Annotated in this window: 11 protein-coding genes; 3 read left to right on the top strand and 8 right to left on the bottom strand. The window is 55.1% G+C overall.

All coding sequences use genetic code 11. The features are described from left to right. From AB1656_09890 to AB1656_09880, 3 genes are all read right to left on the bottom strand, one after another. On the bottom strand, positions 1–193 hold a 193-nt coding region (locus AB1656_09890), incomplete at its 3' end, for a prepilin-type N-terminal cleavage/methylation domain-containing protein (GenBank protein ID MEW6235685.1). An 83-nt stretch (positions 194–276) separates the two neighbouring features. Then, entirely contained in the window at positions 277–1,707 is a 1,431-nt protein-coding gene (locus AB1656_09885; protein MEW6235684.1) for a flippase, read from the bottom strand. Between the two features lie 117 nt (positions 1,708–1,824). Next, positions 1,825–2,937, bottom strand: coding sequence for a glycosyltransferase family 4 protein (locus AB1656_09880; protein ID MEW6235683.1), 1,113 nt, complete (start codon positions 2,935–2,937; stop codon positions 1,825–1,827). Positions 2,938–3,075: 138 nt separating this feature from the next. Between AB1656_09880 and AB1656_09875 the strand changes: the two genes are divergently transcribed. After that, positions 3,076–4,947: a 6-hydroxymethylpterin diphosphokinase MptE-like protein gene (locus AB1656_09875; GenBank protein ID MEW6235682.1), complete on the top strand. Its 1,872-nt coding sequence runs from the start codon at positions 3,076–3,078 to the stop codon at positions 4,945–4,947. Between the two features lie 116 nt (positions 4,948–5,063). Beyond that, complete coding sequence (locus AB1656_09870; GenBank protein MEW6235681.1) at positions 5,064–6,314, top strand: glucuronate isomerase; 1,251 nt, start codon at positions 5,064–5,066, stop codon at positions 6,312–6,314. Positions 6,315–6,539: 225 nt separating this feature from the next. Here AB1656_09870 and AB1656_09865 read toward each other — a convergent pair whose 3' ends face one another. Continuing rightward, positions 6,540–7,187, bottom strand: coding sequence for a hypothetical protein (locus AB1656_09865; protein ID MEW6235680.1), 648 nt, complete (start codon positions 7,185–7,187; stop codon positions 6,540–6,542). Between the two features lie 4 nt (positions 7,188–7,191). Then, the gene (locus AB1656_09860; protein MEW6235679.1) at positions 7,192–8,571 is read right to left on the bottom strand and encodes a hypothetical protein; all 1,380 of its coding nucleotides are present in this window, start codon (positions 8,569–8,571) and stop codon (positions 7,192–7,194) included. A 216-nt stretch (positions 8,572–8,787) separates the two neighbouring features. On the opposite strand from AB1656_09860, the gene AB1656_09855 reads away from it, so the two are divergent. After that, entirely contained in the window at positions 8,788–10,671 is a 1,884-nt protein-coding gene (locus AB1656_09855) for a heparinase II/III family protein (GenBank protein ID MEW6235678.1), read from the top strand. Positions 10,672–10,686: 15 nt separating this feature from the next. Here the strand turns inward: AB1656_09855 and AB1656_09850 are convergent, their stop codons facing one another. Genes AB1656_09850 through flhA form a run of 3 tightly spaced genes read right to left on the bottom strand, consistent with a single transcriptional unit; the run spans position 10,687 to position 15,530 of the window. Beyond that, complete coding sequence (locus AB1656_09850) at positions 10,687–11,985, bottom strand: MinD/ParA family protein (protein ID MEW6235677.1); 1,299 nt, start codon at positions 11,983–11,985, stop codon at positions 10,687–10,689. Beyond that, positions 11,966–13,408, bottom strand: a complete 1,443-nt coding sequence (gene flhF / locus AB1656_09845; GenBank protein MEW6235676.1) for a flagellar biosynthesis protein FlhF — start codon at positions 13,406–13,408, stop codon at positions 11,966–11,968. The genes AB1656_09850 and flhF overlap by 20 nt, the downstream gene beginning before the upstream one ends. Further along, complete coding sequence (gene flhA, locus AB1656_09840; GenBank protein ID MEW6235675.1) at positions 13,389–15,530, bottom strand: flagellar biosynthesis protein FlhA; 2,142 nt, start codon at positions 15,528–15,530, stop codon at positions 13,389–13,391. The genes flhF and flhA overlap by 20 nt, the downstream gene beginning before the upstream one ends. Positions 15,531–15,535 lie beyond the last annotated feature (5 nt).

Genomic DNA, 15,535 nt, shown 5'->3' with positions numbered 1-15,535 from the left:
AGGGATAATACCCTTGGTCGAGATTGTATTCTTCCAGCGCCACGCCGATGGTTCGCAGGTCGGACTTGCAACGGGCGACCTTGGCGCGCAATTGCGCATTGAGAAAATTCGGCACGGCGATGGCGGCCAAAATTCCGATGATGGCGACGACGATAAGCAATTCGATCAATGTAAATCCTTTTTTCTTAGGCATAACGCAACTCCCCAATTTCAAATTTATATTATTGAGCAAATCATAATGGATTCGCTTCCTTCGTCTAGTGTATGGATAGCAGACTATTTCATGACGACTCGCCGCAAGTTTTGCATATCTTTTTGGGATACGCCGCGCAGGACGAACAAGCTGACAAAATAGACCGCCGCGCCCAGCGGGATGGCGGCGTACCACGGCCATTGCGCCCATTGCAGGACAGCGGCCATGATAAGGCAGGAAGCGGCGATAGCCGTATAGCGCCGCCCATCCGTCCAAAGTTGGAAATCCCGCGCATAATAAGCCATGATCGCGCCGTATAATCCTTGAGACACGACCGTCATCATCGAAGCGCCAACAGCGCCCCACCAATAAATCGCCGGCAGGTTCAAAAGAGCGTTACTCGCCAATCCCCAAGCGCTGGCGCGGAAATTTAAGCGCTGGCGGTCGGCGGCGTTGAGAATTGTTCCCAACAGAAAATTGGCGTAGATAAACGGCAGCGACCAGACGAGGATTTTAAACACCACCCCACCGCGCGGACCGATTCCGGAACAGAGGGTTTGGATCAAATCTTCCGCAATGAAGGTTCCGCCTACGGCGATAGGCAGGCTGACGATGAGCAAGCCGCGCATCAGCGCCGCCGCCGATTCGGAAAATGGGCGCGATTCGTGGTAGAGCTTGGAAAATATCGGATAAGCGGAGACGGCTAACACTTGCGGGAAGAGAAAAAGCCCTTCGAGAAAACGATAGGGAAAACGGTACAATCCCGTCTCGTCGTCGCCGCAAATCCAGTTAACCATTGCCGTATCCTCGCGATGCAGCAACAGAATGCAGGCGGCGGATAGGCCGATGGGAACGGCCAGTTTCTGCCAGTCGATCCAGTCTTTTACGGTATAGGAGCGGCGCTCCATGCCGTATTGCTTCCAAACGACAATCCAGAAAATGGCTAACGACGCAACGGCGCCCGCGGCATAGCAAAGCGCCAACAGCGGCAGGCGCGGCCAATAAAACAGGCACAGCATCGCCAGTCCTATATGGACGATTTTGTCCAGCAGATTGGCGAGTCCTTCGTAAGCGAGCAACTCGAAACTGCGCGCTACGGCCCGAATCAACATGACGTGAAAAACGAAAAAGAAATAAATTAGCGAACAAAGTATCAACGCCCATGTGTGTCCGGGCCGAGCCGTGACGCACAGAAAAAAAACCATCGCCGCGCCGCCCAACAGCGAAGCGGCGAAGCGGTAAGTCACCAACGGATAAAACATGCGCTGGAGTTCGTTGCGCCGCCGGGCGATCTCGCGGGTGACGGTCTGCTCCAAGCCGAAGTCGGCGAGGACGGTAAAGATCACGCCCATCTCGATGAAATATTCGATGCGCCCAAAACGCTCCTGCCCCAAAATGTTGCGCGCCATAACGGTATAAATCAGCAAGAGAATCTTGCAGAGGATGCCGCTGACGGAAAGGATGGCGCCGTAGCGGGCGATGCGGCTGCCGATGCTGGATGAGGTTTCGGTCATGAAGCGTTCCTTTGCAACTTCCCGCCCACGGTTAGCGGGCTATATCGGGCAGAAAAAGTAGAAGAGCCATCCTGGCTCTTTTTATCAACCTTCAAGAGGCTGGAAGCCTCTTCTACTCTAGAACGATTGGTAGAACTCGCAGATTTCCGCCGCGAAGCGCGGCCAGGTAAAGCGGCTCTGCGCGCGCTGGCGACCCGCCTCGCCAAGGCGCGCGCGTTCTTGCGGATTGGAACGTAACTCGGCGATGCGCTCGGCAAGCCCATAAATATCGCCGTCTTCGAACAGCCGTCCGGCGCCGCTAAGGACTTCGGGAATGGCGCCCGTATTCGCGCCGATGACGGGAACGCCCGCCGCCATCGCCTCAATGGCGGCGCGGCCTAGCTGCTCCATCCATCGCTCCGTGCGGCGCGACGGCAGAACCAAAACATCCATGCGGCGCAACTCGGCGGGAATGCTTTCCTCGGATAAAGAGCCAATCCACTCGACGCGATCTTGAATCCCCAACTCGCAGGATAGGTTTTGGAAGCGTTCAATTTCGCCGCCGCCAATGAGTCGCAAACGAGCGCCGTCGATCTCACGTATCGCCTGCAATAGAATATCGACGCCTTTCATAGGGAGAAGGCGGCCGATATAGCCGACGGTAAATGGCCGGGATTCGGAAATTTCGCCGGAATGTTCGAAAAAGAAAGCGGGGATGCCGTAGGGGATAACGGCAATCGGCTTGGTGTAGCCTTTGCGCAAGAGAACATCGCGGGCGCCTTCGCTGGCGCAGACGGCGGCGGCGGAACGGCGATGCAAAGTTTTATCGATGAGCGCATAGAGCGCCGACGCGCGGGAGGGATAAGTCCACGGACGAAATATATTTTCCCACGTATAAAAAAGAATTTTGGCGCGAGGCGCGATGATGGAAGCGGCGGCGGCCGTTTGCATTGCGGAAATAGACCACGGCTCTTCCATCAGTTGAACGATATCGTAATCGGCGGCGCGTAGAGCGCGGCAAAGGCCGGAATAATAACCGGCGCGGGCGTAATAATCTTTAAAGAAAACGCGGCCAAAATGGGATGTATACGCCGCGTCCGGTTGAATTCTCCATTCCACGGCTCTTCCATTTTCGATCCATACGCGCGGCCCCAACACATGAATTTCGACGCCGGGAATCTTCGCCATTTCCTGATGGCGTTCATGAGAGGAAGCCAATCCGGCGGTTTTATCGATAACTAAAATTTTCACAGTTTTTTTAGAAGATAAAAATAGATTTGAAGAATCAATGTTCGTCGCCGAGAATTTTCCCTTGCGGTTTGCCAGTCTGCAAAGATATTGTATGATGATTCGCGCGGGCGCGAAACGTTTGCGACTTATTCCTAAATCATGAATAATAAAGAAATCCACGATACTTCGCTCTGGGCTCGCAACCTCGCCGCCCTGCGCCAACGCGATCCCGAATTGGCCGCCCGGCTGGAAGCAACGCCGGACGAAAGCCGCTTTCTCGCCGCCCGGGCTGAGGACGGCTCGCCTCTTTTATGCATCAAGCAAATGAAAAAAACCTGGTGGGCGTTGAATCATGATAAAACGCCCCGTCAGGAAGCCGAACAGTGGGCGCGGGAGTTGGGCGAGCCGTTTCTGCGCCGCTCTCACGCGCTGCTACTGGGCTTCGCCGCAGGATATCATGCGCTATCTTTGTTTCGATTATCCGGCAAAGATACTCATATTTGGATTGTGGAACCGGATACGGCATTGTTTCAAGCGGCGCTGCGCTTGATGGATTTTACGCCTTTGATTTTATCGCCGCGAGTCAATTTCGCCGTGGGACTGCCGGAGAAAACCGCCGCCGAAAAATTGTTCCAAGGCGCCAGCGGCCATCGCATGAGAGCCAACGGCGTCCAAATAGCGGCTCCCGCCATCTCCAGATTTTTATATACCGCTTATTTAGATAAGTTGGCAGACGCTATTTCAGAACTTTTGCAACTGGAAATTTTGAAATTCAAAACCAGCGAAATTCAAGGCGAACGCATTTTGGACAACATGCTGGCCAACCTGCCGCGCATCCTGCATGGAGCGCCCTGGCAGCGCTTGGACCATTCGGCGCCCAATGTCCCCGCTCTAGTCATTGCCGCCGGTCCCAGTTTGGATGAGGCCGTGGAGGTTATCGCGGCGGCGCGGGATCGCGCGCTCGTCATCGCTGTCGATACCGCCCATCGCATCCTCTGGCGGCGCGGCGTTCAAGCAGATTTGGTCGTCAGTTTGGACTTCACGGAATTGAACGCCCGCCACTTCGACGGCGTCGAAGGCGATGACTCCCTGCTCGCCGCCTATCCCGGCGTCGATCCCCGCATTACGGAACGTTATGCGGGGCGGACGTTTTTCTTCGACCATGCGGGCGACGTTCGCTACGAGACGAGCGCCTCGTCCTTCCTGCAAGCGCTGACTCGCCTTGGCCCGCTGGGGCGCTTGATTTCCTATGGCTCCACCGCCCACGCCGCCTATCACGCCGCGCGGGCGATGGGGGCCAATCCCGTCATCCTTATCGGCCACGATCTCTCTTTTCCCCACGCGAAATGGTACGCCGACGGCGCCATGCAGAACGAAATGGATCAGCCGGAAAGGGAGCGCGAAGAGTTATTGGAAGTTCCCGCCAACGACGGAGCGAAGGTAAAAACCAGCGGACTCTACAAAACCTACTTGGATTCCTTCGCCCTGCTAATTCGAGCCGCGGGCGGCGATGCGATCAATACGTCGCCGCATGGAGCGAAAATCGAGGGCTGCGTATGGATGAATCTCGATGAAGCGATGAATCGCCTGCCTCGCGAGAAAATGGACAAGGCATTTCTTCGCCGCGCTTTGCTTCCGTCCTTGGAAAACCAGCGGCAGGATGTCGCTCGCGAATTGAGCGATCTGGCGGAATCCTGCCGCCAGGCGCGGGGAGAGTTGCGGCGGCTGCATAGAAAATTGCAAGACCTTCATCCCGGCGATCCTACATTCAGAACGGAAACAATCCGCCTCATGAAGTTGTTCGTCGCCCTGGCTGAGAAAGAAAACCGGGCAATGAATTTATGCTCGTCCCTATGCTCGCGCTCGACGCTGGCGATGATGGGGCAATTGGGAAGTTCCAGCGTCTTTGGCGGCGAAAGCCGCGAACATAATCAGGATGCGCAAGAACGCTTAGGACATCTGTTTGAAGATTTCGAGCGTGCGTTAAGAATCCACGCGGAGCGGCTGGAACAATGTTCGAAGATGATTTGACGTATATTATCCACCTGGGAGCGCGGGCGTCTCGCCCGCGTCATTTTCGTTTTAGCAGGCAGGATGCCTGCTCTCCCAGGCAGCGTAACATGAGCGTATAGAATGGAGCGGCTGCCATGATTGTCGAAAAAAAATCCTTGCGTGGAACCATCGAAAAAATCGCGGCGGAGACGCCTATCGTCGATATGCACACTCATATCTATCCCCCCTCATTCGGGCCGCTGCTTTTATGGGGCATTGATGAGTTATTGACCTATCATTACCTCGTCGCCGAGACCATGCGCGTGGCGGACGTCTCCATCGCTTCGTTTTGGAAGATGCCGAAAACCGAGCAGGCCGATTTGATTTGGCGGGAATTGTTTTTGCGGCGGTCGCCGGTTTCCGAAGCCTGCCGGGGCGTGCTGACCGTATTGCAAACGCTGGGAATCGGCGGCGGAGAACGCAATTTAAATAAAATCCGCGCCTACTTTCGCGAACAAAAAATCGAAGACTATATCGAAACCGTATTCCAAAAAGCCAACGTCCGTTACGCCGTCATGACCAACGATCCCTTCGACAAAACCGAACGGGAATTCTGGTTGAAGACAGGCGCTCATCATCCCCGCTTGCGGACGGCGCTGCGGGTGGATCCGCTCTTGATGGGATGGGATTTGACCTCCAACCTCTTGCGCGAACAAGGCTACGAAGCCGGACCCGCCTTGAACGACGCCGACATGGCGCAAGTCCGGCGTTTTCTGGAAGATTGGGCCGACCGTATGAAACCCCTTTACTTGGCGGTATCTCTAACGCCAGCGTTCTCTTATCCGGACGGCGAAGAGGCGACCTGCATCATCGATTCCTGCATCATTCCCTTCGCTCGCGAGCGCCGATTGCCCTTCGCGCTCATGATCGGCGTGAGGCGGCAAATCAATCCGGCGCTGAAACTGGCGGGGGACGGCGTGGGAGCGTCGGATATCGTCAGCCTGGCCAACCTCTGCGCCAATTATCCCAATAACCGTTTCCTAGCGACGTTTCTCAGCCGGGAGAACCAGCACGAATTCTGCGTAACCGCTCGGAAATTCCCTAACCTGCTGCCTTTTGGCTGTTGGTGGTTTCTCAACAATCCCTCCTTGATCGAAGAGATGACGCGAATGCGCTTGGAACTATTGGGACTCAGCTTCATCCCCCAACATTCCGACGCCCGCGTGCTGGATCAGATGATTTACAAATGGGCGCATTCGCGCAAGATCATCGCTAAAGTCCTTGCGGATAAATACGAAGACTTGGCGGATGCGGGATGGACGATCGCGGAAGAAGAAATCCGGAAGGACGTGAAGCGCCTATTTTCGGAAAATTTCGAGGCGTTCGTCTTTGCTAAGGGCGAATAATATCAACCTGCATTAATAATGTTGTTTTAAAAATTCCTCTCCCAAGATTGGGAGAGGTTAGGTGAGGGTTGATATTATTAGACTTATATTTCCCTCACCCTAACCCTCTCCCAAAGGGCGAGGGAATTTATAAGCAACAATCCTAACGCAGAATGGTATAATCCTGTTCTTCATCGCATAATGAAATATGCTATCTCTTGCGCCATCCGATTCTGACACGGTTGGTCAAGCCGTCAGCGAGGCGAGATAGTTCGTGATAGCTTCGTCGTAACGGCTCACATGGTCGAATGCCTTGGCGGCCAGACGCCGCCGCGTATTGAGGCCGATTTCGCCCGTCTCTTTCATTTCATCGATAAAGGGATCGTAGTCGGCAGGATCGGTAAGCACGGCGACGGAACGAAAATTCTTGCCCGCGGAGCGGATCATTGCCGGGCCGCCGATGTCGATATTTTCTATTGCCTCTTCAACCGTAACGCCCGGTTTGGCGATGGTGGCTTCGAAGGGATAGAGATTGACGGCGACGAGATCGATAGGCTGAATGCCGAAACTCTCCGCTTCCTCCGCTTGGGCTTCGTCCTCGCGCTTGAAAAGCAGTCCGCCATGAATGATAGGATGCAGCGTTTTCACCCGTCCGCCCAGCATTTCCGGCGAGCCGGTATAGTCGCTCACTTCCTGATAAGGAATGCCCGCGTCGGCCAAAGCGCGGCTGGTTCCGCCCGTGGAGAGGATATCGACGCCCCAATCCGCCAGCGCCCGGCCTAGTTTTAGTATCCCGTCCTTATTGTAGACGCTTATAATCGCCCGTTGAATTTTGATGCGGCCCATCGTCTTTCCTTTCGCCTCGTCGCTCGAATCGATGAGCCATTTTGCCACGCCCTTATTCCCAAGGAAAGACTTTCTTAAGATTTTCGCCGTTCCAGCGCATCCGCCATAATGCGTTATCGCTGTAAAAAATCAAATACTTGCCGTCGATTGTTTGCTTGGAAAAAAATTTGAATCCTTGGGGAAGAGAAACTGCATGATACTCGCCGCTTATGGCGCCGGGCGTTCTATTCAAGCGTCGAGACGAATAATACAATTCCTCTTTCTTTAAATGAAAGCCCTCGTTATAAACGTCCGAATCCCATTCGTAATCAGCGAAAAGAACGACTTCGTTATTTTGCGCGGCGGCAAAAGGCCGATGGGCGTGTTTGTAACCGATGAGTTTGAAAATCTTCTTAACGTCCTTCGAGGTAACGGCGGCGGCTTGAATTTCGAAAACGGGGAATCCTTCCATATTGAAATAAACAAGACAAGGCAGCGACGGATTCCAGGTTAGAGGAAGAATCGTCTTATTGCCCATGTAATTCATGTCTTTGGGGATGAGGTCAAGCAAATCGCCAATGCCGAATTCGAATAACGGTTCGGACGATCCCGGTGATAAAAAGGCATACTTATCCCCCTCGCGATAATAGGCCAAATAGGCGCCGTTCTCCAAAAAGAAAATGGAGGAAGGCGATTTCCAATCCCGCCATACGCAGGTCTGGCGCAACTCGCTCCCATCGTATTTGTATTCGCCGAAATCGCCGTTCTTATCTACTGCGCCCACAAGCCGCATCCCGCCATCGGAGTCGCAGCCATAAACGGGAAACGATTCGGGAAGGCTACTTTCGCCGATTAGGCCGAAGAGAGAGAAAACGATTTTTTTATCTCCGGCGAGGGAATAAATGGTTTTTCCGCCTTCTTTCTTCGCTTTCAGCGGTTGATGGCGATACAGCAAAAACGGATCGGAATTCAAAGAGAGCGGCGTAAAACGCCACTGAGAAGGAAGAGTAATTTGTCCGTCTACCATAAAAGATTCCATGATGGACGCGTCGTTGTCAAAAGCGCCCCCGCCGATTCCCATCCCCAATGGAGTATAAGGATATTCGATCTCCGCATGAAAAGGACTTGCGCCGCGCTGAACATCGACGAGCGCGGAGATTTTCCGCTCCATCCTCTTTAGATTGATCGCCGTCATGGCATCCATTTTTTGGCGCAATTCGGGAGGAAACCAAGCGAATTCGCAATAGACATAGGGCGTTTTTAAGATCGGCGCCAAGCGCCATATATCGTACTCCGCCGCCGATTCCGCTGACCAGGGAAAATGAACTGTTCCACTCGTCGAGATGACCATGCGGGTTTTTTGTTCAAAAATATCTTTGCTTCTCGTGAAAAACGTGAGCAGAATCAACGCAAAAAAAAGAACGCCGCCGATCATTATGGCTTTTTTATTCATTGATCCTTCCTTATCTTTTTAAGAGTGGCAAGGGCAAAGTTGTTCTTGCCCTTGATGCGAACCGTCTCGATTTCATAACGCCGCCGCGCCGCCGTCGTTGCATTTTTATCGCTCGACGAATCCTTATCTTCCTTCTTCCACTTAACAAACCCAACCGATTCATAGTAAATATTCAAAGAATGCATCTCTATTATCAATGATCCGCGAGGTGAAATTATGAATCGTTGTTTACGCTGGACGCTTGCCGTCGTTTTCGTTTCGTTTGGGAGCGCTTGGAGCCGGGGCGCGGGAGAAGATCCATTGATGAAGCCCTGGACGCTCGACGAAGCGAAGCAAGTACTAGAGAAATGCGGGGAATTCAAGCCCTTCCCGCAATACGGCGACCGGGAGTTTTGGGAAAAGATCAAAACGGACAAGCGCTTCGGCCCCAGCTTGACCGCGGCGGTAGATCGGGCGCGGGAATACGCCAAGCAGGATTTCCCCTATCTGCCCGCCTCTCTCTATCTCGATTTTCAACGCACGGGCAACCGCGTTTCTTGCGAGCGCGTGCTCGGCCAGCGCAGCGGATTCCTGTCCGCTTTCGCTTTGGCGGAATGTTTGGAGGGCAAAGGCGAATTTCTCGATCCGCTGATGAACGCGCTCTGGGCGTTCTGCGAAGAGAGCGATTGGTGCATGCCCGCCCATACCGACGGATTGATCGACATGGAGAATCCCAACATCGATCTGCGGGCCTCCAATACGGCCAACGTTCTCGCCAACATCGATTACGTCTTCGGAGACGCTTTGCCGGAGCGTTTGCGGATGCGCCTAAATTACGAATTGGAACGCAGAATCTTCGGTCCTTATCAAAAGCGGGAATTCTCTTGGATGAAGCGGACTCACAATTGGAACGCCGTCTGCAACGGCAATGTTCTGTCGGCGGCTCTCTACAAAATTAGCGATAAGAACCGCTTGGCTGAACTCGTCGCCAAAGCGCAAAATTCCCTCTGCCTCTATCTGACGGGCTTCGGACGCGACGGCGGCACGGCGGAAGGCCTGGGTTATTGGAACTACGGTTTCGGCAATTACGTCGAGGCGGCCCAAATGCTCAACCGCTATACGGACAAGCGCCTGAACATGCTAGCTGCGCCCATCGTGAAGGAAATCGCCCTGCTGCCCATGCGGGTGGAACTGTCGCCGGGCAAATACCCCAGTTTCTCCGATGGAGGCGAGAACAACCGCTTCTCCACGTCGATGTTATGCTACTTGGCGGACGAGTTGAACGCGCCGGAACTGCGGCGCTTCGCGGCGGCGCGCATGGAATACGAGATCGACGCCGGTTCCTTGCTTTCCCTCTTCGAAAATACGCAATTCGCGCCGCTTCCGGGGAAGAAGGAAGAGTTCGTCCCAGCGCCCTACGTTTTCCTGCGCGGCGTGGAATGGATGATCGTCCGCGACGATAACGGCCTCGTCCTGGCGGCCAAGGGCGGACGCAACGACGAGCCGCACAATCATAACGACGTCGGCAATATAATTCTTCACTATCAAGGAGAGACCTTGATCCCCGACCTGGGCGCGCCAGTTTACGACCGTAGATTCTTCAGCAATAAGCGTTACGAATATCTGGCGGCTCGCTCGCTGGGGCATTCGCTGCCATTGGTCAACGGCTTCGAACAGCGACCCGGCCCCTTCGCCGCCATTACAAAAACCGAACGCAAAGACGACGGCGCCGTCCTGCGCGTCGATATGACGGCGGCCTATCCCCAGGAAGCAGGATTGAAATCGCTGGTGCGGACGACCACGTTCAAAAACAAAATCGGGATCGATCTTCTCGACGAAGCTCAATTCGAAAGCGCGCCGAAAAGTTTTGAAACGGCGATATGGACGTATGCTCCTGTCGAAGTAACCAAAAGCGGAGTAAAAATTAGCGTCGAAAAAGCTATTCTCGAAGTAAGTTTTGGAGATCAAAAACTATCCGTGGACGTCAAGGAATACGATATGAAAGAAAATAACATGCGCAACGCGTCTCGCCATCCCATCGCCCGGCGCATCGCCTTCCGCCTCGATCGCCCCGAAAAAGAAGCGCGCATTCATCTGACGATTTCTATTAAAAAACTATGAGATTACGGCTCTCCATCACGAATTGGCGGCAGCTTTAGTCGGCGGTGCTTGGGAAAAGAGGCGGCGGAAGAAGCCTTTGAGACCTTTCGCCGCCGCATTCGAACCGGATTGCAGCGCCGTCGCCGCCATGTTGCGCACGGCCTTCGCCGCGGGCGAGTTCGGCGATTGGATCAGGAAGGGCTGCTGATGGCGCACGGCTTTCATGACGTGAGGATCGCGGGGGATAAAGCCCATATTGCTGAATCCCACCCGCAGCATCTGGCGGCAGATTTGCAGCATTAACTTCACTACTTCGTTGGCTTCGCGGGCATCGTTGGCCATGTTGACGGCGACCCCGATCTCTTTGCCGGGATCGTGACGGACGAGTGTTTTAATCAAGGCGTAAGCGTCCGTATAGGCGGGCGGCTCCGGCGTCGTTACGACGAGAACCTGATTCGCCGCCAACAGAAATTGCAGCACGTTGGGATGAATCCCCGCCGCCGTGTCGATGATAAGAATATCGGGCGCGGGATCGAGACCGGCGAAGGCGTCGAAAATCCGCTCCATTTCCGGCAGCGGCAAATTGCAGAATTCCTCCAGGCCGGAACCGCCGGGAATAATGTTCATTCCAGCGGGTCCGGCCATCATTACCTCATCCAATTTTTTCTCGCCGCTTAAGACGTGGGATAGATTCAACCGGGGCGTCAAACCTAGCAGGATATCGACATTCGCCAGCGAGAGATCGGCGTCTAGCAGCAAAACCCGCTTGCGCATCTGAGCCATGGCGATGCCGAGGTTGCAGGCGATGTTGCTTTTGCCTACGCCCCCTTTGCCCCCCGTCACGGCGATCACGCGCGTATGGCCATCCATGAGAAAACGGCGGGCCGAAAGCAATTCCGTCACCTTGCCGCTTTCCGGCGGCGCAGGTGCGGCCTCCGTTTCCTTCATTTCATCAAGAATTGCGACGGCTTCCGCGGCGGATGGCGCCTCGGCGGCTAACGCTTCGGCTTCTCCACGAGCAACGTTTATCGATGTTTCTACAATTGGCGGTTTTCCGGACGGAGACTCGCTTCGTTCTCTCTTCTTACTATCGGCGGACGAAAGCGTTTTCGTCTTTTCTTTTTTCGTGGCGGATGCAGGCGCATCCGGCGAAAGAGAGCGCTTTTCCTCCATCTCTGCAGGAAGAGACGGCTTATCATTGGGCATCGGCGCCGCTTCCGCGCCGGACGGTTCTTCCAACGCCGCAACCGCCGCGCCGCCCGGGGAAAATCCTCCTTCCTCCTGGGCGGCGAGTTGGCGAAGTTTCTCCGCCTGGTCAGCAATTTTTGGCTTCATCGGACTTATCCTGATTGGTCTTTTCTTTCATTTTCTCCGAAGTCGGCGCGGGAGCCGGCTGCGGATCGATCTTTTTACTCTCGATGGAACGGTCGATCGCCGGTTTGGTCAACAGCAACTTCGCCACCCGCTCGGTGCGGGCGCATTCGATATCCTCCGGCACGTTTTGGCCCGTCGTCAAATAGGAAAGGGGAATATTAAATTTGCGCACGGCGTTGAGAATGGTTCCGAACGTCGTCGATTCGTCGATCTTCGTGAAGAGCAGCCGAGTAGGTTTCACTTCCTTGAAATGCTCCACAATGTCGATGATGTCGCTGTATTTCGTCGTCGCTGAAAGAACCAGATGAATCTCCGTGGGGTTGCACGCCTCGGCGATGGCGGAAAGGGTGCTCATCTGAGGCATGTTGCGCTGGCAGGTTCCCGCCGTGTCGAAAAGAACGAGATGGGCGTCTTTATGCTTATTCAACGCTTGGCGCACTTCTTCGGGGGAATAAGTGACTTCCAGTTCCGCTCCTAGAATTTCGGAATATTTTTGCAATTGCTCGACGGCGGCGAGACGGTAAAGGTCGGCGGTGATGAAAACGATCTTGGGACGGACTCCGGAATTTTTCGTATACCGGTATTGCGCGGAAATCTTGGCCAACGACGTAGTCTTGCCGACGCCCGTAGGACCGGCCAGCATGACGATCTTGGGGCGCTTGGCGTTAAAATCCAACTCCAAGGCAGGTTCGACGGGGATCATGGAAATCAGGCGGGAGCGCAGGACGGTCCAAACATCGTCGCTTTCGTCGGACGTTTCCGCCACCTGGGCCGCGATGGAAAGCGCCAGGCTCTCGTCGACGTCCTGTTCCAGCAGGTGGTTGTAAACGTCGCGGGTGCGGCTGGGAACGGAAGGAACTTCCCCAGTGGCGAGAGATGGCGAAAGATGTTCGATCAGGCCGGTCAGTTTAATCAAGCGGTTCTCCAAATTGGCGAGGCGCTTTTCCAAATCGGGATTAGCCGCGAGCGGATTACCTTCGACCTTTTTGGACGCCGAAGGAGCTAAGCCCGGCGGCGGGACGAGCGCATTCTTCTTTTTCTCTTTATCGATTTTTTTCGACAACGCCAAAAGAGGATTGTCCTCTTTCTCTTTAGAACTTACGCCGCCGTTGGTTGGCTCGTCGGAGACCTTAAAATCCACCGAACCGCCCACTGGCGGCTTGACGGGAGATGCGCGCAACTCCTTCGGCGGCGGCGCTGGCTTTGGCGGAGGCGCCGCCGGACGGGCGTCCACGGCGGCGGTAACTTCCACCCCGCCTCCCGTCAGCCAGCCGAGCAAGCCTTTGCCCGTGTCCCGCGTGTGAAGAATGACGGCGTTTGCGCCCAATTCCGCCTTCATCATCTTCATGGCTTCCGCCATGTCTTTAGCGTGAAACTTTTTCACTCGCACTTTGCGCCCTCACAGTCGAGATTCGGGTCACCGGAACTTCCGGCGCCACTTCGTTATACGACAAAACGACGATCCGCGGGATTTCCCGCTCGCATAGCCGCCGCAAATGAGCGCGAAGCTGCGGGGTCGTCAGAATCAAGGGATGGAAGCCCGAAGCCATGGCGTTGTTGCATTCTAGCCGGATGGCTTGGATGATCCGGTCCGCATAAGGCGGATCGGTAGCCATGACGCCTGCGGAACCGGCGCGCTGCAAAGCTTCCAACAAACGGCTTTCGATGTTGGGATCGATGGTGATGACGGGCAGTTGGCCGTTCTGGTCGATATAGAGATTAGTGATGATCCGGTTCAAGTTCATGCGGCAATATTCCGTAATGGCGTCCGGATTCATCTGGGCCGTTTCGGCGTAATCGGCGATGGCTTCGAAGATCAATTCCAGGTTGCGGATGGGAATACGCTCGCGCAGCAGGTTTTGCAATACTTTTTGAATGACGCCGACCTTCACGCCGGCCGTTTCGATCAATTCGGTCACTAAAACGGCGTTCTTTTCTTTTAAGTTGTCGATCAATTCCTGCACCTCGCGGCGTCCGAGCAGATCGAAGGCGTGGCTGCGGATCACTTCCGTCAGATGCGTCGCCAAGACGGCGCAAGGTTCCACAATGCCGTAATCGGCCATTTCGGCGCGGGAGCGTTCGTCTTTCTCGATCCATTTGGCGGGAGTGCCGAAGGCCGGTTCGATGGTTTTGATGCCGGGCACGTCGTCTTCCTCCATATCGGGTTTGATGGCCAGCAGACGATCGGGCCGGATCTCTCCCGACGCTACCTTCATGCCGCGAATGAGAATTTGATATTGGCGCGGTCCCAGCTGCATGTTGTCGCGGATGCGGATGGGAGGAACGATGATTCCCAGTTCCACCGCCGTCTGCCGCCGGATGACGGAGACGCGGTCGAGCAGATCTCCACCCTGTTGCGCATCGACGAGGGGAATGAGGCTGAAGCCGATCTCGATCTCCATAGGATCCACTTCCAGCAGCGATTCCACTCGTTCCGGCGCGGGAGGAACTTCCTCGGCGGCGGCGCGGGCTTTTTCTTCCTCTTCGGCGAGTTGCGCCTTCGCCGACCGTTGAATCTGCCAGGCCCCGCCACCGAACAACAACGCTAGAATAAGGAACGGAAGCACCATTCCCGGACTCATAACCATTCCCAGGGCGGCGATAAGAAAAAGAGCGGCGGCGGCGATGTACATCGCTTCCGGCTTGGCGAAAAGCTGCGACGAAAGGCTCTCGCCCAAAGCCCGCTCGTCCGAAGCGCGGGTAACGACGATACCCGCCGCCGTGGAAGTCAACAGGGCGGGAATCTGGCTGACGAGACCGTCGCCGATAGTAAGGATCGTATACGTCTTCAATACGCCCAATAGCGTGAAATTCGGCTCCGTAAATCCGACGCCGATGCCGCCGATAATATTGATAACCGTGATGATGATCCCCGCGATGGCGTCGCCGCGCACGAACTTGCTGGCGCCGTCCATCGCTCCGTAGAAGTCGGCTTCGCGGGCGATGTCGGCGCGGCGCTTGCGCGCGTCGGCTTCCGTAATCAATCCGGCGTTGAGGTCGGCGTCGATGGCCATCTGTTTGCCGGGCATGGCGTCGAGGGTGAAGCGCGCGGCCACTTCCGCGATGCGTCCCGAACCTTTGGTGATGACTACGAATTGAATAACGATGAGTATGAGGAAGACGACGAATCCGATGACGGGATTGTTCCCCGCCACAACCTCGCCGAAGAATTGAATAACGGCGCCCGCTTTTTCCGAAAAGGCGCCGCCAAGGGACGGCGTCAAGATCAATTTCGTCGAGGCGACGTTCAAGGCCAACCGGAAAATGGTAAGCATCAGCAGCACGGTCGGAAACGTTGTAAATTCCAACGGATCGAGCATGTAGAGAGAGATCATCAAGACCAACAGCGCAATGGCGATGTTGACCGCCAGCAAAGCGGACAGCATGGGCGGGGGAACCGAAGCGAGCATGATGCCAAGGATTCCCACAAACGCCGCCGCCACGAAGACGTTGGATGTCTTCTTGGCGAGAGAGGGACCGGTTGGGCTTTTCCTTGCGTCCGCCATTTACT

It is taken from the genome of Candidatus Omnitrophota bacterium (genome assembly GCA_040755155.1).
Taxonomy (GTDB): Bacteria; Hinthialibacterota; Hinthialibacteria; order Hinthialibacterales; family Hinthialibacteraceae; genus JBFMBP01.
The sequence above is the reverse complement of the archived record's forward strand: the minus strand, read 5'-3'. Positions and strand labels throughout refer to the sequence as shown.